The following is a 20291-nucleotide window of genomic DNA, read 5'->3' as shown; positions in this document are numbered from 1 at the left end:
ACGCGGCTCTCTTCGTTTCGGATGATGCTCACCCCGGCAACATCGCGAACGCGCTCGACACCATTGCCACCGGCTTGTTGTCGGTGGCGGAGAGCAGCGTGACGCGGCCAAAGCTCATGGTGCGTCCGAGCCGGACCACGCGGGCGTCCGCGAGCACGTCCGACGAGGAGGCCGCGCGCATGAAATGCGTGGTCTGGTCGACCGTGGTCATCGGACGGTAGCCGCGATTGGCGGCGAGGATCGCGATGACCATCGCGGTGTCGGCGAGGGCCATCAGCGCCTGGCCGCAGACGACACCGCCGTTCCGGCACAGCCGCTCCGAAAACGCCATCCGGAGCAGCGCACCCGGCTGCCAGTCCGGCGCATCGGCGGGCTGCGTGTGCTCGATGCGCTCGACCGAGAGGTTGAGATCCTGGACCCAGGGCGCAAAGACCTCGCCGAGGATGCGTCTGGCCTCAGTGATGCCGAACTCGGCTTCTGGCTGCGATGGCATTGCGGCGTGTCCTCCATTGTTGCCGGATGTTTCTGCCATTCTGCGCGGATCGGCACGGCAAAGTCACCCGGTCTGATGCCGGTCCCGTCGGCTTGAAAATGCCTGACTTCGCCCGATATGATGCCGCGCTCGGGTGGATGATGTTGCGTCGGTGTGTCCTCGTGTTTTGGCTGGTGGCGCTCGGCCTTGTGCTGGACGGGTGCACCAGATGCGGCCCGATCTGGGACGACTGGCTGCACGCGCCGAAATCGTGCAGATCGGACCGGCTCTAGCGGGCCATTCGGCCCTGAGCGCCCCCTGCGGTCACGGACGAGCTGTGATAGGGATGACAGGCGCGGCTGATCCGCGCCGCCAAGGATGATCCAAGGATGATCAAGGAGTAGATGATGAAGCTTTTCCGTATGGCGGCGGTGCTGGCCGTGCTGGCGGGACCGGCCTACGCGCAAATGCCCAATATCAATTTGATGCAGGACGCGCCGAGCAAGAGCCCGGAAGAAAAGGCCGCGGATGCCGAGCGTGAAAAGGCCTACAAGGAAACGCTGAAGAAGATTCCGGACGCCAAGTCGTCCAGCGATCCCTGGGGCGGCATGCGCGCCGATCCGCCGAAGCAGGCTGCGCCGAAGGCGTCGGCCGCGACCACCAGCGCGCCGAAGAAGACCAAGGCCGGCACGGCCGCCAACTGAGCCTTTCGGCCGGAGGCGGCATGCGCCTTTCGGCCGGGACTCCTCCTCGGCCGGTCCGCTCCCTACATTGCCGGAAGGTGTTGCGTAGAGGAGGACAGGTGATGGCCGATCGTCCGCGGGATCTCGCCGAGCGGATGGCGCGCCGGCGCAAGATTGGCGGCAAGCCGGGCGAGCACGCCGGCGACGGCTATCTGCGCGAGACCTTCACGCTGCCGCGCGCGGCGGCGCGGGCGAGGGCGCAGGCCTTCTTCGCCCGCTACCCCAAGGCCGGCTATATGAGCGCGGTCGAGACTTGGCGCGAGCTGCCCGGCGGCGACATCGAATTCACCATGCGGCGACTGCCCAGCGCCGATTGAGGTCGGCCTCTAGTCGAGCGTCTCGGCGACGATGCGGATGCGGAATATGGGCTCCTTGGCCTCGTCCAGGAGCTCCATGTGCCATTCGGAGTTTTCCGGGAGCTTGCGGGCGATGCCCGCGGCCATGTCGGCGCAGACGCTGGTCATCTCCTTCCAGGCCAGATCGCGGTCGGCAAATTCCGACGCCTGGTCCGCACAGCCGGAATAGCGCCCGTTCCGGATTCGAAAGAAATAGAGCGGCATGGCTGGCACCGATCGCGTGACGGCCCCGCCCCCAAGGCCACGGCGCGCAGTGCAATCCCAAACCACAGGCAGATCAATTCCGGGCGGCTACGGGATGCAGGCCCCAGCGTGCTCCGCCGCACAGAAGGGGCCGTGACGCCGCCGATCCGGCGCGTCCGGTTCAGGCCGTTTTGGTCAGGCGGTCTTGTTCAGGCCGTCTTGCGCCTGATGGCCTTCAGCTCCCGATCGATGCGCAGCTGCACCCGCCGGATCGCCAGCAGGTCGATCTTGGTCTCGGTCTTGCCGGTCTTGACCTGCTCGCCGATGCGGAACTGCCATTGCCAGATTCCGGGAATGGCCGTCTTGGCAACGGTGAACTCGACGCCCCTGTGATTCATGGTTACCTCCCCACGATTCACCTTCGATCAATGTAGCAGTTTGGCCGTCATGATATTCCCTGGACAAGCAAAATCCGCTGGCAAGCCGTGGACGGTTCACGGAAATCGCGAAAGCGCGCGCGCCCCGAAGCAAACGAAATCGAATTCCGAAAGAGGCCGGCTCGCAAAGCGCGATGCAAGACCATCGCCCGAAACGCAGATGCAGCTGAGCGCGGCTCAGGAACTCTGTTCATGGTCGGAGAACCACGGGGTCGTTCGAGGGTCATGGGTTAACGATCGGTTGTGACGCCGGCGATCCCGATCGAACGCGAAGAGCCGAGGCCGCCTCGATGCGCGCGACGGCATGTGGCTTGCTTGGCCTCGTGACGGCAAGCAACATGGGCGCGTCATGCTCGGCATTCCCCGCCGCTACAGTCATTTCGTCTTCGGTGTCCTCCAGTCCGGACTGACCTCGCTGATCGCCGCGGGGATCGCCAGCTTGCCGGCTGACGGCGCGATGCTGTTCGCTCGGCACTGGATGCTGTCATGGCTGATCGCATGGGCCGCGATGCTGCCCGTGGTGCTGCTGGCGGCGCCCGCGATCCGCACCTTCTCGCTGCGGCTGACGCGGGAGGAGAGGGGCCGGTGAACCGGCATGAAAAAACCCGCCTGGGGAGAGCCAGGCGGGGTCGAAAGTTATTGGAGGCTGAGGTGCTGGGCTGCAACACCATAAGCCTGATGACCCTAGCCGGCTGAGCTTACGACAGCCTGACAAGCCCGCGAATCGAATCCAGATCGGCGCTCACCCATGCCCGCCAACAGAAAACCCCGCTCGTGGGAGAGCGGGGTCGTCGGTTGGGTATGGAGGCCCGGTGTTGGTCCACCGGGCAAGACGACATTAGGCGACCAGGCTTACGGGTCCCTGACGACGGCATCGAAACCCGCGCGGGAGAGGCCGCAGACTGGCCCCGCGCCGGTCCCAATTTGGTCACCCGATCGCAACACTCGAGCCACAGCCACAGGCGAGATTCCGAAAGGTCCGGTGCAGCCATGGGGGAAACGTGGCTTGCCGGCAACGGGGTAGCATCATGGATAACGTAGAGCGGTCGTTTGCCGCCGCGACGGCGGTTGGCTTTGTCGTGCTGGTGATCGGCATCGGGCTGCTGGCGCTCATGTAGATTTGGCCGGCATGCGCCGGCGGCAACTGGCCCTGTCTTTCAAAAAAATCGGAAAACAACCCCATGCACAGTAGGCGGGTTGGGGTTTTCCCTGCTGGGTCAATGATTTAGAGGTAGTATTTAGATACCTTTGGAGCCCGCAATCACCCTGAAGCGGGCGTAACGCCGACGCGTGATGCCGGGCCCTCGCCATGACAGGCGGCCCGTGCTGGCCGCCGCTTTCCGTGGCGCGTGCCTGGCGGGCAGGGACGGGCGGGTTGCCTGCCGCGTCGCCGGCGTGCCTCGGTCGGCTCCGCAGCCCGTCCTATCGCCCTAATGAACCTTGATCACGTCCAGGGGCAGGTGGAGCTCGGCGGCACGCTCCTGGCGGTCCTTCTTGCGGAACTGGTTTTCCTTCCGCTCGAACTTGACCATCTCCTCATGCGCCGCCTCAAGCAGGCGATTGCGCCTGGTTGCATTCTGGTGCGTGTTTTCCGTCATGACCGAGAATTCCCACTGTTGCGGTCCAACCCACAGAAGCCGCAGACCGCGAAAAGGTTCGATGCCAAAAGATTGCGGAAGCATGACGGCGTCCTGCTCATGCGTCTTTGATGCGCGTCAGCTTCGGTCGAAGAAGGACGCTGCGAGATTGGAGTCAGAGGCGTTGCTGCGCAAGTTCGGAGAGCCGAGAGGCCGCCAACTGAGACGGCTCACTGCGCCAGCCGAGGCGGCCTTACGTCTTCGGCGTCGTCCAGCGTTCCTGCGGCGTGTCAGTCCATGACGTGCCGAGCGGGCGCATCGTGATCCAGGTCTCGACCAGCTTTCCGTCCTCGATCCGGTAGCTCTGCATCCCGGCCCGGCTCTGCCTCTCGCCGGTCCTGGAATCGCGCCATTGGAACGAGAACCGGAACCAGGCGCGGTCCGTCGTAAATGAATGGTCGTAGACCACGACGCGGATGCCCGGTCGGTCCTTGTGGACGCCTTGCAACTCGGCTGCGTAAGCCTCCCGCGTCACGGTCCGATCGCCGTTCTCGTCATGCCTGATGTAGGTCGGCCCGACGCAGCTCGGGACCAGGTCATATTGGCCGTCGTGCCAGACTCGTTCCCATCGGTCGAATAGATCGCGCACCTCGTTTGACACTGGCCGGCTCCATCGCGTTGCGATGCACCGTAATTGAAAATGGGCCACCGTGAAAATCAAACCGGGGTCCTGAGCCCGGAAACAGGCCAGCGTCAAAATCCGGGTGCCGGACTTTTCGCGTATCGATTTAGTGTCACTGTCACCGAAATGCGCGCCAGCCTGCGCGCGCGAAGCGCGGCAGGGTGCCAAGTCGGTCCCCGAGGCGCGCCTCTCAAGGTCAGGCGACGGTATCCGGTCGGCAAGATCGGGTCTCTCAGTCGCGGCTCAGTTACAAACTTCAGCCTGCGTGGTCCCGCCAGGGCCAGTAAATCCCGGCGCGCCGCGCTCAAGTCTGCAGCCCGGGCGAACTGGCCGACACCCAGCGGCCGAGCAGAACATTTGGCCCGAGGACGTGGCTTGCGGTTTGGGCGGAGATGATTCGATCTGTTTGCGCCCGTCGTCACGCGCCTTCGTCTCGTCGCGGGTCGCGACGGGCTTCTTGTCCTGGACCTTCTCGCACTCGTTGTCGTCGTTGACCCGATAGCCCGCGCGACAGGTGATCTTCACGCAGGCGTCGCCATCAGCCCTGGAGCCGCGGTCGCAGACCAGCGGGCAGACGCGTCCCTGCTTGCCCTTGATCGCATCGAGAGCGTCGAAGCTCGCCAGCCTGGTGTCGAACTTCGTCCCGGCATGCTTGTTGAACAGCGTCAGCGAGCGTTGCGAGGTCGCATTCCACTCTCCGTCAGCTGCACCCGTCAGACACCCGACGCGACGGAGTTCTGACTGCACCAGTTTGGTCGTCTCCTGCGGCGAGAGGCTGGGCGGCGATTGCGTTGGGGCAACTGCCGCGACCTTCTGCTCGCCGTCACGCTGAGCCTTCTCAGTCGCCTGTTTTGCGGCAAGCTCGGAAGCCGCCTTGTCGTTCGCGATCTTGTCGGCAAGCGCCTTCTCGGCGGCCTGCTTGTCGGCCAGCGCCTTGGCCACGGCGGCCTCGGCATCTTTCCTGCGCTGCTCGGCTGCGGCCGCCTTGGCTTCCTCGACCTGCTTGGCCTTCTCGGCGGCGACGCGGGCATCTTCGGCGGCCTTGGCGGCGACTGCTGCCTTGTCCTGCTCGGCCTTCTTGGCTCGCTCCGCGACGAGCCGCGCCTTCTCGTCTTCGGCCTGCCGCGCCTTCTCTGCTGCGGCCGCGCGCGCATCTTCGGCGCCGATCTTCTTCAACTGCACGCGCGCAAGGTTTGCGTAGAAGCCCTCGGGATAGGTCTGGAGAAACGCTTCCCATGCGTCGCGGTCGCCCGCCTGCAGCGCCAGCTCATAGTCGCGGCGAACTGCATCCTGGGGATTTGCCTGCGGCCCGGCCGCAACCGGCTTCGCTGCGACCAGCGGCACGTCGTCGCCGCCCAGCGAACCGTAGACATAGGGCTCCTGCTTGTGGCCGGTGTTCTTCAAGACATCGTCACGAACGAAGCCAAAGGCCTTGCGCAGATCGAGTCCCGGCGTCGGCAGCCGCTCGACCAGGGCTGCGGCGAACGGACTGTTTTTGGAGTCGCCATCCGAAGCCGTCGAGCCCGCCTTCGCCGCGAAGGCGATCATGGTGTTCGGGCTGGTCGCCTCGACCTTGGCGAGACCCCGGCCAATGGCGCGGGAAGCGACCGTGCGCTTCATCGTCTTGGCGAACGGATTGTCCCTGCAGGCGTCCAGGATGACCAGGCGAAGCTGCTTGGCAGGCTCCACGGCAAAGAGCGCCCGGTCGAGCGCGACGGTCTCGTCGAGCACGTCGCCGTCCGTTTCCAGCGCAGCATCCGTGGGGATCAGATAGTTCGTCCCGTCGAGCTCGATGCCGTGTCCGGCATAGTAGATGACGGCAACTTCGGCTTCGCGGGTCCGGCCGGCGAACTCACGCAACGACCTGCGCATGTCGGCGGCGTTGAGGTCGAGCCTGACATCGACATTGTCGAAGCCGGCCTTCTTGAACATGCCGCCGACCAGGGTGGCATCGTTGACCGGGTTGCTGAGCCGGGGGACGCTCTTGTAGGCGGAATTGCCGATCACAAGCGCGACGCGCCGTTCGGCCATGGCCGGTCCGCATCCGAGCCACACGGCAAAAAAGATCAAGAAAAACCGAAGCGCGCCCATTACAGCCCCAAATCAATCGCGAGCAGCGTATTCACAGCCTGCCGAAAGGCAAGCGGATGGTATGTGCGCTACATCACTAGTCGGGTCAGTCAGTTCCCGTCTGCTATGCGGGCGTTTAGGGGATGAGGTAATCGAATGATCTAACTTCCGCTGGTCGCCCATCGCGACATTTGCTGCGGTTGCACAAGGCAGCCAATATCGGAGCGAAGCGGACATGGTCTTTTCTTCAGGGATGGCTGCGAATGACCACGCCGGGACGGATCCGGATCTATGCCGGGCAACTCGATAGCTGAGGCATGCTTTGCTTCTACGCTGGCTTTGGCGGTTGAAGCCCCGGCGATGTGAGCCACTCGCTCATGTGCGAGCCGGTCTCGGCTTGTCTGGCTTTGCGGAGAAGGGTTTCGCGCTCAGGGCCGTGCGGGAGCTCCTTGGCTTGCTCTCTTAATCGTTCGGCTTCTCGGGCCAGGCGTTCTTCGAGAGACAGGGTTTGCTTGATCCTGCGACGATGCTGCATGACTCGCCTCGTGGCTTACGGGTCCTAACCGTTGGGTTTGAGTTCTGGCGACCTTAATATGCAGACGCGCCGCGTTCTGTTCCAAAGTGGACATTTCATGGTGTTCTTCTGGCGGAACGGCCCGGCCTTACACCCCAAACGGGTTAATCCAAACTGCGCAGGAACGGGTTTGGCTGTCCTAATTGGACACCCGCAGAACCAAATTGGGACATCCAGCGGATGCCCCTTTTGGGCAGTCACGGTTTCCCGCTAACGGGCATAAGCTGAATTAGCCCACCGGACGGATCCAGCCCCCCAGCCCCTAGTCCGGAGAGCGGGCGGCCCTACCGCGCACCCAGCGAGGCGGGGCCGCTGCGCGTGGGGCTCCCGTTTGCAAATCCTGATTAAGCCGATTGCCCCATCGCACGGGGATGGCGCCCTGGTGCATGTTGATGTGCATGGGCCGGCGGTAGCCTTGGCTGGCCCGGTACCTTGGCCCCAGCTCGCCGTTCCCTTGAGTTGGGGCCTTTTGCTGTCTGCAAGCAAAAACGCCGCCCGCTCAAATATGGCGCGGGCGGCGGCTTTCCAGCCCCAGGGGGGATGATGCAAAACCCCGGTAATCCTTCGTCTGCACACCCCATGCCAAGGTTCATTGTGCTGGAGCGCGACACTTTGATGCCGGTGGAGCTCCAGTGGGATCCGAACGTCGTTCAGCTTGGGACACTCAGGCTCAAATACGGACAGCATCCCAATCCGGGGTGCTGTCCTAATCAGGACACCCGCAGAGGCAGATCAGGACACTGGGAAATCTGGGGGCGGGGACCCTCTCAGGAACGATTGCTGGATTGCCAGGTTTTCCTGGTGCCCTTCCCCAAGGGCGACTCCGATTGGCCCCAGCTCATGCCCCCGCCCCACCCGTGCGAGCTGGGGCCTTTTTCGTTCAAAGAGGCCGCCAATTGAGGCGGCCTTACTTCGGCGGATGTAGCTCGCTCTTGAGCCAGCCCTGCACTTGTTCAGCTTTCAGGGGGTCAGGGTCGAACGTCGCGATCTTATGGTCGGATTGCCATAGCTCTATCGCGTCGTTTTCCACCAGGGACTTGGCCCGTTCCTTGGCCGCAGCATCATCCGCGCAGATCAGGTCGAGGCGCTGTTTGATGTGCCCATCCTCGCCAATCACATAGGCTTGGTACTCACGCATCTGACGGCCCTCAGCAGCCGCGATGAATGGAACCCATTAAATGCTCTTGTTCCATTCCTTGCAAGGTTCGCTACATGTTCTTTGGGATCAAATACCTTGATCTATCCCAAGGATTGGCCCGGACCTGAATTAGGCGTGAAGGCGATTATGCGCCTGTCCAAGGACAAGCACGATTTTTGGGAGAAGATGGATATCGCCTATCCGAAGTGGAACGACGCCAATCTGCTTCTGCCGTTCGACGATCTTCCTAGGCTAGGGAAGCCCAAATGAAAGAGGCCGCCAACTGAGGCGGCCCTTGCTGTTGAATTTTAAACGGCCCCAATAGGGGGCCGCCAACCCGTCTGGCGGGTTTTCCTCCAGCAGTCGGGGGGGCACCTTTCGGCTGGGGGCGCGAGCAAACGCGCAGCCGAGCCGATTGTTCCCCAAAAAGGTGTTCTCTTAGCGGAACGCCCTGGCCTTTATTCGCCACACCCAGAACGAGTTAATCCTAAACACGCATGAACAGGTTGTGGCGATTCGCGAACAAAATAGGCCACTTCGAAATTCAGCTTAGGCCACTAGGGGTTAAAACAGGCCAGCGCCCAAATCCGCAAAAGAACATATTGCGAACTAGGAACAAATAGGGTACATTGCTTTTATCGTCGGCCCGCCTCGCCAATCGTTTGTCCCCCTAGCGAATCCTCGCCATAAGGAGCACGACCCAATGTCCGCAACTGCCCTGCGTATCGTCGAAGGATCTTCCATGGACAAGAGTAAAGCCCTGGCCGCCGCGCTCTCCCAGATCGAGCGTCAGTTCGGCAAGGGTTCGGTGATGAAGCTGGGCAAGAACGACCGGTCGATGGACGTCGAGGCGGTATCGTCCGGCTCGCTGGGGCTCGATATCGCGCTCGGCATCGGCGGCCTGCCCAAAGGGCGCATCGTCGAGATCTACGGGCCGGAATCCTCGGGCAAAACCACGCTGGCGCTGCACACGGTGGCCGAAGCGCAGAAGAAGGGCGGCATCTGCGCCTTCATCGACGCCGAGCACGCGCTCGACCCAGTCTATGCGAGGAAGCTCGGGGTCAACATCGACGAGCTGCTGATCTCGCAGCCCGACACCGGCGAGCAGGCGCTGGAAATCTGCGACACGCTGGTGCGTTCGGGGGCGGTGGACGTGCTGGTGATCGATTCGGTCGCGGCCTTGGTGCCGAAGGCCGAGCTCGAGGGCGAGATGGGCGATGCGCTGCCGGGACTTCAAGCGCGGTTGATGAGCCAGGCGCTGCGCAAGCTGACGGCCTCCATCAACAAGTCCAACACCATGGTGATCTTCATCAACCAGATCCGCATGAAGATCGGTGTGATGTACGGCTCGCCGGAAACGACGACCGGCGGCAACGCGCTGAAGTTCTACGCCTCCATCCGTCTCGACATCCGCCGCATCGGCGCGATCAAGGAGCGCGACGAAGTGGTCGGCAACACCACGCGCGTCAAGGTGGTGAAAAACAAGCTGGCGCCGCCCTTCAAGCAGGTCGAATTCGACATCATGTACGGCGAGGGCGTTTCCAAGATGGGCGAGATCCTCGATCTCGGCGTCAAGGCCGGAATCGTCGAGAAGTCCGGCGCCTGGTTTTCCTATGACAGCCAGCGCCTCGGCCAGGGCCGCGAGAACTCGAAAGCGTTCCTGAAGGCCAACCCCGACATCACCGCCAAGATCGAGACCGCGATCCGCCAGAACTCCGGCCTGATCGCCGAGCAGATCCTGGCCGGCACCCCGGAGCGTGACGCCGACGGCGAGGAGCCGACCGAGGAGTAAGTTTTAACGCGAAGAGTTTTTCGCGAGGAGCGGGCGCTGAGGACGTTGAGTTGCCGACGTCTTCGGGGCCCGTTTCGTTTTGCGTGGGGGTGGGTGCGTTCGCGATGAAGCGTATGATCCTGACCAGTTCGTCCGGCGTCGGTCTCACCTACGCCGATCGCGCCGACATGGTTGTCCCGCTCATCTTTCGGTTCGTGTCAGGACCGCTGCCCACGTCGTACCGCCTCGATAAATACCTCAAAGGGGGCTCTTTCAGAGGCGATCCGGAGGTGCGTTGGTCCGATCTTGTTGCCCGGTCTCCTGAGACCGGTCTCGCGCACAAGGAACTCCCGCTGGTCTGGTTCTGCGAGACCTGCGGCGTCGAGCTCATCGAACTGTGGTTTGATCCCGCCCCGAACAATCAATTGCAGCTGATCTGGATCCTCGATTATCTCCGCGCCGAACCCTACATGGCCGAGCGCCTGAAATTGCGACTCGTCGATTTCGATTTGCTCGGCGCAGACGTCGCCGGGCTTCGCGAGCGTACCGTGCGGGCGCTCGATGTGACGGAGCGCGACTTCGAGGTTGCTCGCATGGCCTGGGAGGCCTACCGCGCGCCAACGCCGGAGCTCTGTTTCGGGCTCCTGAGCAGGGATTTGCCAAGGCTGCCGTTCCTGAAACCGGCCCTGGAGCAATTGTTGGCCGAACTGCCGTCGCCGACAAATGGATTGGGCGCGACGGAAGCGCGGCTTCTCGAACTGATTGCGAGGGGACACAACCGTACCAAGGAGCTGTTTCAGCCGGGCGGCCTGCTCGAAACACGCGTGTTCGACCAGTGGGAGCTCGGCCCTTTGCTCGAAGGGCTCGCGTCCGGTCCGATGCCGGCGGTCGCCGGTCTCGATCCGAAGCTCGCAACGCTCGCTCCGCACGATGCGCGAGGCCGCAACGCCGCCTATCGCCGGAGCCGGCTGTTGCTGACGGACTTCGGCAAAGCCGTGCTTGCGGGCCGGGAAGACTTCCACAGCCACAATCCGATCCGGCGCTGGTGGGGCGGCACGCTTCTGACCAACGAACGACTTTGGCGTTGGGACGCGCAAAGCCGCTCGCTGGTCGCGCCTTAAGCTAGGTTGTAGGGTCGTGTAATCGCATATGACTTTTGGCAGGGCCTGAGCGCGCGCCTCGTCCTTCGAGACGACCGCTCCGCGGTCTCCTCAGGATGAGGCTAAGCGGCATCTTTGCCGGTCGAAAATTGCTGCTGCGCCCTCTGTCCTCGTCCTGAGGGCCCGCCAAAGGCGGGCGTCTCGAAGGATGGGCCGCAGAGCAGCGGCCTCAAATGCGATTGCCCTGGATTGTAGGGTGGGTCACGCGTTCGGCTAATCCACCCTACGAATCCCTTACTCCGCCGCTTCCGCGTAGTCGCTCACCGGCGGACACGAGCACACCAGATTGCGGTCGCCATAGACGTTGTCGACGCGCCCCACAGGGCTCCAGTATTTGTCGGTGCGCGAGACGCCGTCGGGGAAGCAGCCCTCGGCACGCGTGTAGGCGCGATTCCACGCATCATCCGCGATGTCGTGCACGGTGTGCGGGGCTTGGCGCAAAGGCGACGCCTCGATCTTGAAGCGGCCGGCCTCGACCTCGGCGATCTCCTTCCGGATCGCGATCATCGCCTCGCAGAAGCGATCCAGCTCCGCCTTCGATTCCGATTCGGTCGGCTCGATCATCAGCGTGCCCGGCACCGGGAAGCTCATGGTCGGAGCGTGGAAGCCGTAATCGATCAGGCGCTTGGCAATGTCGTCGACGGTGACGCCGCTGGTCGTCTTGAGCGCGCGCGGGTCGACGATGCACTCATGCGCGACGCGGCCCTTCTCGTTCTTGTAGAGCACCGGGAAATGCGCATCGAGCCTTGCGGCAATGTAGTTGGCGTTGAGGATCGCGATTTCGGTGGCGCGCTTCAGGCCTTCGCCGCCCATCATCAGGATGTAGATGTAGGAGATGGTCAGGATCGAGGCCGAGCCGAACGGCGCCGCCGAGACCGGGCCGACCGGCGCATCCGTCTGCGTTGCAGGATGACCGGGCAGGAACGGCGCAAGATGCGCCTTGACGCCGATCGGGCCCATGCCCGGGCCGCCGCCGCCATGCGGAATGCAGAAGGTCTTGTGCAGGTTGAGGTGGCTGACGTCGGCGCCGTAATCGCCGGGCCGTGACAGACCGACCTGCGCGTTCAGGTTGGCGCCGTCGAGATACACCTGGCCGCCATGGCCGTGGACGATGTCGCAGATCTCGCTTATGTGCTCCTCGAACACGCCGTGGGTCGAGGGATAGGTGATCATCACCGCGGCGAGATCGTTCGCATGCTTGTCGGCCTTGGCGCGAAGATCGTTGACGTCGACGTCGCCGTTCTTCTCGCAGGCGACCACCACCACGTCCATGCCGACCATCGCGGCCGAGGCCGGGTTGGTGCCGTGGGCGGAGGAGGGGATCAGGCAGATCTTGCGATGCGACTGTCCGCGCGCGGTATGATAGCCGCGGATCGCGAGCAGGCCGGCGTATTCGCCCTGCGCGCCGGAATTCGGCTGCAGCGAGATCGCGTCATAGCCGGTGATGTCGCACAGCCACCTTGAAAGCCGCGCGAACAGCGCGTGATAGCCCTTGGCCTGCTCGCGCGGGGCGAACGGGTGCAGGGAGCCGAATTCCGGCCAGGTCAGCGGCATCATCTCGGTGGTCGCGTTCAGCTTCATGGTGCAGGAGCCGAGCGGGATCATGGCGCGGTCGAGCGCGAGGTCGCGGTCTGAGAGCTTGCGCATGTAGCGCAGCATCTCGGTTTCCGAGCGATGCGCGTGGAACACCGGATGGGTGAGGAACGCGGTCGCGCGCTTCAGCGCCTCCGGCAGCGCCTCGCGCGTGGTCGCGTCGATTTCGGCGTAGGCAAGCGTGCCGCCGAAGGCGCGCCAGACGGCCTCGATGGTCGCGGGCGTGGTGGTCTCATCGAGCGCGATGCGCAAGTCGCCATCACCGACGCCGAGATTGATCTTCTCGGCAGCCGCGCGCGCGATGATCTCGGCGCGCTTGGCACCGGCATCGACGCTGAGCGTGTCGAAGAAGTTTTCGCAGTTCGGCGCAAAGCCGAGCTTGCGCAGGCCGCTAGCGAGCACCGCAGCGCGGCGATGCACCTGGCGCGCGATCTGCGAAAGCCCTTCGGGGCCGTGATAGACCGCATACATCGCGGCGATCACGGCGAGCAGCACCTGTGCGGTGCAGATGTTGGAGGTCGCCTTCTCGCGGCGGATGTGCTGCTCGCGGGTCTGGAGCGCGAGGCGGTAGGCCGGCATCCCGCGCGAATCCACGGAGAGGCCGACGATGCGGCCGGGCAGCGAGCGCTTCAGCGCATCGCGCACGGCCATGTAGGCCGCGTGCGGCCCGCCATAGCCCATCGGCACGCCGAAGCGCTGCGCCGAGCCGATCGCGATGTCGGCCCCGAGCTCGCCGGGCGAGGCGAGCAGCGTCAGCGCCAGCAGGTCGGCGGCAACGATCGCGAGGGCGCCCTTGGCCTTCAGCGTCGCGATTGCGGGCCTGAGGTCGCGCACAGCGCCCGAACTGCCGGGATATTGCAGCAGCGCGCCGAGCACGTCGGCGCTGTCGAGTTCGGTGAGAGGATCGCCGACGATCAGGTTCCAGCCGAGCGGCTCGGCGCGGGTGCGCATCACCGCAAGCGTCTGCGGATGCACGTCCTTGTCGACGAAGAAGGCCTTCGCTTCGACCCGCGAGTGCCGCTCCGCCAGCGCCATCGCCTCGGCCGCCGCGGTCGCCTCGTCGAGTAGCGAGGCGTTGGCGACGTCGAGCCCGGTGAGGTCGCAGATCATGGTCTGGAAGTTGAACAGCGCCTCCAGCCGGCCCTGGCTGATCTCGGGCTGGTAGGGCGTGTAGGCGGTGTACCAGGCCGGGTTCTCCAGGATGTTGCGCTGGATCACCGCGGGCAGGATCGTGCCTGAATAGCCTTGGCCGATCAGCGAGGTGAAGACCTGGTTTTGGGCAGCGAGCTCGCCCATATGCGCGATCGCCTCGGTCTCGCTGAGCGGCTTGCCGAGATCGAGCAGGGCGGCCTGCCGGATCGAGGCCGGCAGCGTTTCCGCCATCAGCGCGTCGACGCTCTTGGCGTTGACGGCCTCCAGCATCGCGGCGACGTCGCGCGCCGACGGGCCGATGTGGCGGCGAGCGAAATTGGCGGTGTCGCCGTTGGATTTGCGGTGCGCGGTCATCATGGGTCCTCGCTTTAGATTTCGCTGTCGCCGTATGGGGCGGCTGTTCGCTTCATCTCACGCCGTGTGGGCCTTGTAGGCGGCTTCATCCATGAGGCCGCCGAGTTCGCTCTTGTCGGCAATCTTGATCTTGAAGAACCAGGCGGTGCCTTGCGCATCCGTGTTCACCAGCGCCGGCTCGGCGGCGAGTGCGGCGTTGGTCTCGAGCACTTCGCCCGTAACGGGCGCGTAGACGTCGGAGGCGGCCTTCACCGATTCCACCACGGCGGCGGCTTCCGCCTTCTTCAGCACGCGGCCGAGCTTGGGCAGCTCGACGAACACGACGTCGCCGAGCTGCTGCTGCGCGTAGTCGGTGATGCCGACGGTGGCGACATCGCCCTCGATGGCCAGCCATTCATGGTCGGAGGTGTACAGCGTCGTGGTCATTCTGAAGTCCTCAGCGTTTGTAGGTGTTTTTCACGAAGGGCATGGCGGCGACCGTGAGCGGCAGTCGCTGGCCGCGCACCTCGGCGAACAGGCTTGTGCCGAGCCCGCCCAGTGCGGTCGGCAGGTAGCCCATCGCGACCGGCGCGTTCAGGCTCGGGCCGAAGCCGCCCGATGTGACTTGTCCGATCGGCACGGCGGATGTCGCGTCCGCAAACAGCAGCGCGCCCTCGCGCACCGGCGCGCGGCCTTCCGCGCGCAGGCCGACGCGGCGGCGGCCGGCACCCTTGTCGAAATGAGCGAGGATCTTCTCGGCGCCGGGGAAACCGCCCGCGCGCGCGCCGCCGCTGCGGCGGCTTTTCTGCACCGACCATTCCAGCGCGGCCTCGACCGGCGTGGTGGCGGTGTCGATGTCGTGGCCGTAGAGGCAGAGCCCGGCCTCGAGCCGCAGGCTGTCGCGGGCGCCGAGGCCGATCGGCATCACGTCAGGGTTTTCCAGCAGCGTCTTTGCCAGACGCTCGGCGTCCGCGGCCGGAACCGAAATCTCGAACCCGTCCTCGCCGGTGTAGCCGGAGCGCGAGACGAAGCAGTCGAGACCGGCGACCTTATGCGGGCCGGCGTCCATGAACTTCATGGACGGCGCCTCTGCACAGAATTTCGCCAGCGCCGCTTCCGCCTTCGGGCCCTGGAGCGCGATCAGCGCGCGGTCGGCCAGCGAATCGATGACGCAGTCGTCGGACAGGTGCGCGCGCAGATGCGCCTCGTCCTCGGCCTTGCAGGCGGCGTTGACGACCAGGAACAGGTGATCGCCGAAATTTGCGACCATCAGGTCGTCGAGAATGCCGCCATCGGCATTGGTGAACTGGGCGTAGCGCTGCCGTCCCGGCGCGATCGCCACGATGTCCTGCGGCACCAGCCGTTCCAGCGCGCGGGCGGCGTCCTCGACCTTGCCGGACTTCGGACGGAGCGCGATCTGGCCCATATGGGAGACGTCGAACAGGCCGGCTTGGTTGCGGGTATGGAGATGTTCCTTCAGCACGCCCGCGGGGTACTGCACGGGCATGTCATAGCCCGCGAACGGCACCATCTTGCCGCCGAGGGACACATGAAGGTCGTAGAGGGGCGTACGTTTCAGGGAGTCTTGGTCGGGTGCAAGCATCACAGGGGCCCTCGGCGGTTCCCCGGGGACGATTCCCCGAGCCAACCAGTCGAAGCCCCATCTGTCGCTGTGCCTGAGAGTATTATCCCGTCGGCGGACGCAGTCCGGGCCTAAGCCCGTCGGCGCCTCTTTCCAGATGCTGTCAAAGCCACGCGGTCCTTTTGCCTGAGAGTTTCCGGGGCGGTTGCTCCTTCGGCGCCGGCACCAAAGCCGGTCTCTCCCGACGTGGCCGTACGATACAGATGGGTACAGACCACAGGGCAGCCAAGCCTGTCAACGCGGGGTTTGCGCCTTTCAACGGGATTGCAGCGGGATTGAGCGCCTGCGGCAACCCTCTGATCTCTCTGCACAGTTTCTGGACAGCGAAGCTGGCCTTGTCTAAAAGCGCTTTGGCCCGCAGATATCAGCCTTAACTTCCGGTTTGGACGGCGGTCGCGGGTCCGAACACACCCGATTGGATGAACATGAGCGGCGTCAACGAGATCAGGTCGACCTTTCTGAACTTCTTTGCCGAGAACGGCCACGAGATCGTGCCGTCCTCGCCATTGGTGCCGCGCAACGATCCGACGTTGATGTTCACCAATGCCGGCATGGTGCAGTTCAAGAACGTCTTCACCGGCGTCGAGAAGCGGCCCTATCAGCGCGCCACCACCTCGCAGAAATGCGTGCGCGCCGGCGGCAAGCACAACGACCTCGACAATGTCGGCTACACCGCGCGCCATCTCACCTTCTTCGAGATGCTCGGCAATTTCTCGTTCGGCGACTATTTCAAGGAGCGCGCGATCGAGCTGGCCTGGACGCTGATCACCCGCGAGTTCGGGCTGAAGAAGGACAAGCTGCTCGTCACCGTCTACCATACCGACGACGAGGCGGCGGGGCTGTGGAAGAAGATCGCCGGCTTCTCCGACGACCGCATCATCCGCATCCCGACCTCGGACAATTTCTGGGCGATGGGCGACACCGGGCCGTGCGGCCCGTGCTCGGAGATCTTCATCGATCGCGGCGAGCACATCTGGGGCGGACCTCCGGGCTCGCCGGAAGAGGACGGCGACCGCTTCCTCGAATTCTGGAATCTCGTGTTCATGCAGTACGAGCAGGTGACGAAGGAGGAGCGCGTGGATCTGCCGCGTCCCTCGATCGACACCGGCATGGGGCTGGAGCGCATGGCCTGCATCATGCAGGGCGTCGACAGCGTGTTCGAGACCGACCTGTTCCGTCATCTGATCGACGCGACGGCGTCGGCGCTCGGCAGCGGGCCGAACGAGCAGACCGTGGCCTCGTTCCGCGTCATCGCCGACCATCTGCGCTCCTCCGCCTTCCTCGTCTCCGACGGCGTGCTGCCCTCCAATGAAGGCCGCGGCTATGTGCTGCGCCGGATCATGCGCCGCGCGATGCGCCATGCGCAGCTGCTCGGCGCCAAAGAGCCGCTGATGCATCGCCTGGTCTGGGCGCTGGTGCGCGAGATGGGCCAGGCCTATCCCGAGCTGATGCGCGCGGAGAAGCTGATCGAGGAAACGCTGCGGCTGGAAGAGACCCGCTTCCGCAAGACGCTGACGCGCGGCCTTGCCATCCTCGACGAGAAGAGCTCTTCGTTGAAGAAGGGCGACATGTTCGACGGCGACGTCGCCTTCACGCTCTACGACACCTACGGCTTCCCGCTGGACCTGACGCAGGACGCGCTGAAGTCGCGCGGCATCAGCGTCGACCAGTCCGCCTTCACCGATGCGATGGAGCGCCAGCGCGAGAAAGCGCGTGCGTCCTGGGCCGGCTCGGGCGAGGCCGCTTCCGAAGCGATCTGGTTCCCGCTGCGCGAGAAGCTCGGCGCCACCGAATTCCTCGGCTACGAGACCGAGACCGCCGAAGGCGTGGTCTCGGCGCTGGTGAAGGACGGCAAGGAGACCGATAGCCTCAAGGCCAGCGAGACCGGCGCGCTGCTGCTGAACCAGACGCCGTTCTACGCGGAGTCCGGCGGCCAGGTCGGCGACACCGGCGTTTTGACCGGCGAGGGCGGCATCAAGTTCCGCGTCACCGACACCCAGAAGAAGCTCGGCGATCTCTTCGTGCATATCGGCACGGTGGAGAGCGGCGAAATCAAGCTCGGCACCGCGCTCCAGCTCGAGGTGGATCACGGGCGGCGTTCCTCGATCCGCGCCCATCACTCGGCGACCCACCTCATCCACGAGGCGTTGCGCCAGGTGCTCGGCGACCACATCGCCCAGCGCGGCTCGATGGTCGCACCCGACCGGCTGCGCTTCGACTTCGTGCATCCCAAGCCGATCACGGCGGAGGAGCTTGCCCGCGTCGAGGACATCGCCAACGACGTGGTGCTGGAGAACGACGAGGTCACGACCCGCGTCATGGGCGTCGATGAAGCCCGCGAAGCGGGGGCGCGCGCCCTGTTCGGCGAGAAATACGGCGACGAGGTCCGCGTCGTCTCGATGGGCAAGACCGCGCGCGAGCGCGGCGCCAATGCGCTCGGCTGGTCGGTCGAGCTCTGCGGCGGCACCCATGTGAAGCGCACCGGCGACATCGGCCTGATCACGCTGACCGGCGAGAGCGCGGTCGCCTCGGGCGTGCGCCGCATCGAGGCGCTCACCGGCAACTATGCGCGCAAGCACGCCAACGACACCATGGCGCTGGCGAAGACCGCGGCCAACGAGCTGCGCACCTCGATCGACGACGTGCCGGCGCGCATCACGGCCCTGATGGAGGAGCGCAAGAAGCTCGAGCGCGAGCTTTCCGACGCCCGCAAGAAGCTCGCGATGGGCGGCGGTGCGTCCGCCGCCAACGGCGCAGCCGCGGGCGTGCGCGAGGTCGGCGACGTCAAGCTGATGGCGCGCGCGGTGGAGGGCATCGAGATGAAGGATCTCAAGAGCCTTGCCGACGACGGCAAGAAGCAGATCGGCTCGGGCGTCGTCGCCATCGTCGGCGTCACCGAAGACGGCAAGGCCGGAATCGTGGTCGGAGTCACCGCGGACCTCACCGCGCGCTTCAACGCCGTGAACCTGGTGCGCGTCGCCTCCGAAGCGCTCGGCGGCAAGGGTGGCGGCGGCCGGCCCGACATGGCCCAGGCCGGCGGCCCCGACGGCGCCAAGGCGCCCGAGGCGCTGGCGGCGATCGAAAAAGCGATGGCAGGCGCGTAAACACCATGCCCGCCGTTCCGCGAGGACGTGGGCCTCGCGATCCCGATTTGAGGGATCGCCTCTATGAACTGCTGGAGCACGATCCCTTGGCCTATTCGGTCGGGTCGCGCTTCATCCAGCTGGTCATCGGCGTCATTGTGCTCAATGTGGCCGCGATGATCCTCGCCTCGGTGCCGGAGCTCGACGCGCGGTTCGACACGCTGTTCAGCGCGATCGCCATCCTCGCCGTCATCGTGTTCGCGCTCGAATATCTGGCGCGGCTGTGGACGGTGGCGGGGCACACCCAGCGCAGGGGCTCGGCGCTGTCCGACCGGCTGGGCTATGTCTTCTCGGCGCTCGGCATCATCGACCTCATGGCGTTCCTGCCGGCCGCGGTGGTGCTCGCCACCGGCCGGCACGCGACGCTGGCCGGGCTCGGCGTGCTGCCGTTCTTCAAGCTGATCCGCTATTCGCCGGCGATGCGTTCGCTGCTCGCCGCCGTCCATGCCGAGCGGCGCGCGCTGATCGGCTGCATCGTCATCCTGATCGGCGCGGTGCTGACCTTTGCCTCGCTGCTCTATGTCGTCGAGCGCGACGTGCAGCCGGACAAGCTCGGCACCATTCCGCAGGCGATGTGGTGGGCGATCGTGACGCTGGGCACCGTCGGCTATGGCGACGTCGTGCCGGTGACGCCGCTCGGCAAGTTCATCTCCACCTTCGCCATCATCAGCGGCTTCGCGATGATCGCGCTGCCGGTCGCGATCATCTCCTCGGCGTTCGCCGAAGAGGTGAAGCGGCGCGATTTCGTCGTCACTTGGGGCATGCTGGCGCGGGTGCCGCTGTTCTCGCATCTGTCCGCGGCCGAGATCGCCGACATCATGCGCCTGTTGCGCGCGCGCACCATCGAGCAGGGCGAGATCCTGGTGCGGCGGGGCGATGCCGCCTCGTCGATGTATTTCATCACCGCCGGCGAGGTCGAGATCGCGCTGCCGAGCCAGCAGGTGCGGCTCGCCGACGGCACCTTCTTCGGCGAGATCGCGCTGCTGCACAAGACCAAGCGCAGCGGCACGGTGACGGCGACGCGCAAGACCCGCCTGCTGGTGCTCGACGCCCAGGATTTTCACGCCCTGATCGAGCGCATGCCGACGCTGGCCGAGCATGTCCACACCACCGCCAAGGCACGGCTCGCCGACACCGGCGATCTCGCCGCGGCGGAGCTGGCCCAGGCCGAGCGCGAGGGCACCGACCGCTAAAGCATGATGAAATTAGGTCCGGCGGTCTGTTGGTGATTTACCTCTCCCCGACGGGGAGAGGTCGGATTGCGC

Annotated in this window: 18 protein-coding genes and 1 riboswitch; of the genes, 8 read left to right on the top strand and 10 right to left on the bottom strand. The window is 64.9% G+C overall.

The window, feature by feature from the left end; translation table 11 throughout:
* Positions 1–28 precede the first annotated feature (28 nt).
* The gene (locus BM118_RS34670; RefSeq protein WP_092191741.1) at positions 29–493 is read right to left on the bottom strand and encodes a PaaI family thioesterase; all 465 of its coding nucleotides are present in this window, start codon (positions 491–493) and stop codon (positions 29–31) included.
* Between the two features lie 386 nt (positions 494–879).
* On the opposite strand from BM118_RS34670, the gene BM118_RS34660 reads away from it, so the two are divergent.
* Together BM118_RS34660 and BM118_RS34655 are read left to right on the top strand one after the other, a co-directional pair.
* Positions 880–1176: a hypothetical protein gene (locus BM118_RS34660; protein WP_092191982.1), complete on the top strand. Its 297-nt coding sequence runs from the start codon at positions 880–882 to the stop codon at positions 1174–1176.
* Between the two features lie 101 nt (positions 1177–1277).
* The gene (locus tag BM118_RS34655; RefSeq protein ID WP_167771459.1) at positions 1278–1532 is read left to right on the top strand and encodes a hypothetical protein; all 255 of its coding nucleotides are present in this window, start codon (positions 1278–1280) and stop codon (positions 1530–1532) included.
* 9 nt (positions 1533–1541) lie between these two features.
* On the opposite strand, the gene BM118_RS34650 is transcribed toward BM118_RS34655, so the two are convergent.
* Both BM118_RS34650 and BM118_RS34645 read right to left on the bottom strand, forming a co-directional pair.
* A complete protein-coding gene (locus BM118_RS34650; RefSeq protein ID WP_092191737.1) occupies positions 1542–1775 on the bottom strand; it encodes a DUF6894 family protein in 234 nt (77 codons plus the stop codon).
* A 188-nt stretch (positions 1776–1963) separates the two neighbouring features.
* The gene (locus BM118_RS34645) at positions 1964–2152 is read right to left on the bottom strand and encodes a hypothetical protein (RefSeq protein ID WP_092191735.1); all 189 of its coding nucleotides are present in this window, start codon (positions 2150–2152) and stop codon (positions 1964–1966) included.
* 388 nt (positions 2153–2540) lie between these two features.
* On the opposite strand from BM118_RS34645, the gene BM118_RS34640 reads away from it, so the two are divergent.
* Positions 2541–2780, top strand: a complete 240-nt coding sequence (locus tag BM118_RS34640; RefSeq protein ID WP_177234960.1) for a DUF2798 domain-containing protein — start codon at positions 2541–2543, stop codon at positions 2778–2780.
* Between the two features lie 841 nt (positions 2781–3621).
* Here the strand turns inward: BM118_RS34640 and BM118_RS34635 are convergent.
* The 4 genes from BM118_RS34635 to BM118_RS34610 all read right to left on the bottom strand — a co-directional run bounded on the left by BM118_RS34635 (position 3622) and on the right by BM118_RS34610 (position 8232).
* The gene (locus BM118_RS34635; protein ID WP_177234951.1) at positions 3622–3873 is read right to left on the bottom strand and encodes a hypothetical protein; all 252 of its coding nucleotides are present in this window, start codon (positions 3871–3873) and stop codon (positions 3622–3624) included.
* A 148-nt stretch (positions 3874–4021) separates the two neighbouring features.
* Positions 4022–4429 (bottom strand): nuclear transport factor 2 family protein, encoded by a 408-nt coding sequence (locus tag BM118_RS34630; RefSeq protein ID WP_092191729.1) that lies wholly within the window; start codon positions 4427–4429, stop codon positions 4022–4024.
* A gap of 264 nt (positions 4430–4693) precedes the next feature.
* Positions 4694–6541, bottom strand: coding sequence for a caspase family protein (locus BM118_RS34625; protein WP_092191727.1), 1848 nt, complete (start codon positions 6539–6541; stop codon positions 4694–4696).
* 1460 nt (positions 6542–8001) lie between these two features.
* A complete protein-coding gene (locus tag BM118_RS34610) occupies positions 8002–8232 on the bottom strand; it encodes a hypothetical protein (RefSeq protein WP_092191721.1) in 231 nt (76 codons plus the stop codon).
* A gap of 96 nt (positions 8233–8328) precedes the next feature.
* Between BM118_RS34610 and BM118_RS41910 the strand changes: the two genes are divergently transcribed.
* From BM118_RS41910 to BM118_RS34600, 3 genes are all read left to right on the top strand, one after another.
* Complete coding sequence (locus BM118_RS41910) at positions 8329–8502, top strand: hypothetical protein (protein WP_177234959.1); 174 nt, start codon at positions 8329–8331, stop codon at positions 8500–8502.
* A gap of 433 nt (positions 8503–8935) precedes the next feature.
* The gene (gene recA / locus BM118_RS34605) at positions 8936–10024 is read left to right on the top strand and encodes a recombinase RecA (protein ID WP_092191719.1); all 1089 of its coding nucleotides are present in this window, start codon (positions 8936–8938) and stop codon (positions 10022–10024) included.
* A 104-nt stretch (positions 10025–10128) separates the two neighbouring features.
* Positions 10129–11124, top strand: a complete 996-nt coding sequence (locus tag BM118_RS34600) for a hypothetical protein (RefSeq protein ID WP_177234958.1) — start codon at positions 10129–10131, stop codon at positions 11122–11124.
* Positions 11125–11397: 273 nt separating this feature from the next.
* Here BM118_RS34600 and gcvP read toward each other — a convergent pair whose 3' ends face one another.
* From gcvP to gcvT, 3 genes are read right to left on the bottom strand one after another with little or no spacing between them, the layout of a single operon-like run.
* The gene (gene gcvP, locus BM118_RS34595) at positions 11398–14262 is read right to left on the bottom strand and encodes an aminomethyl-transferring glycine dehydrogenase (protein ID WP_177234979.1); all 2865 of its coding nucleotides are present in this window, start codon (positions 14260–14262) and stop codon (positions 11398–11400) included.
* A 57-nt stretch (positions 14263–14319) separates the two neighbouring features.
* Complete coding sequence (gene gcvH, locus BM118_RS34590) at positions 14320–14688, bottom strand: glycine cleavage system protein GcvH (RefSeq protein ID WP_092191713.1); 369 nt, start codon at positions 14686–14688, stop codon at positions 14320–14322.
* Between the two features lie 10 nt (positions 14689–14698).
* A complete protein-coding gene (gene gcvT / locus BM118_RS34585) occupies positions 14699–15844 on the bottom strand; it encodes a glycine cleavage system aminomethyltransferase GcvT (RefSeq protein WP_177234957.1) in 1146 nt (381 codons plus the stop codon).
* Between the two features lie 144 nt (positions 15845–15988).
* A riboswitch (glycine riboswitch) is annotated at positions 15989–16077 on the bottom strand.
* 231 nt (positions 16078–16308) lie between these two features.
* On the opposite strand from gcvT, the gene alaS reads away from it, so the two are divergent.
* Positions 16309–18987: an alanine--tRNA ligase gene (gene alaS, locus BM118_RS34580; protein ID WP_177234956.1), complete on the top strand. Its 2679-nt coding sequence runs from the start codon at positions 16309–16311 to the stop codon at positions 18985–18987.
* A gap of 5 nt (positions 18988–18992) precedes the next feature.
* Positions 18993–20219, top strand: a complete 1227-nt coding sequence (locus BM118_RS34575; RefSeq protein ID WP_092191707.1) for a cyclic nucleotide-gated ion channel — start codon at positions 18993–18995, stop codon at positions 20217–20219.
* The last annotated feature ends 72 nt before the right edge of the window (positions 20220–20291 follow it).

The sequence above is a fragment of the Bradyrhizobium sp. cf659 genome (assembly GCF_900113725.1).
GTDB lineage: Bacteria > Pseudomonadota > Alphaproteobacteria > Rhizobiales > Xanthobacteraceae > Bradyrhizobium.
Note: the sequence above shows the minus strand (reverse complement) of the source record. Positions and strands in the feature narration are given on the sequence as shown.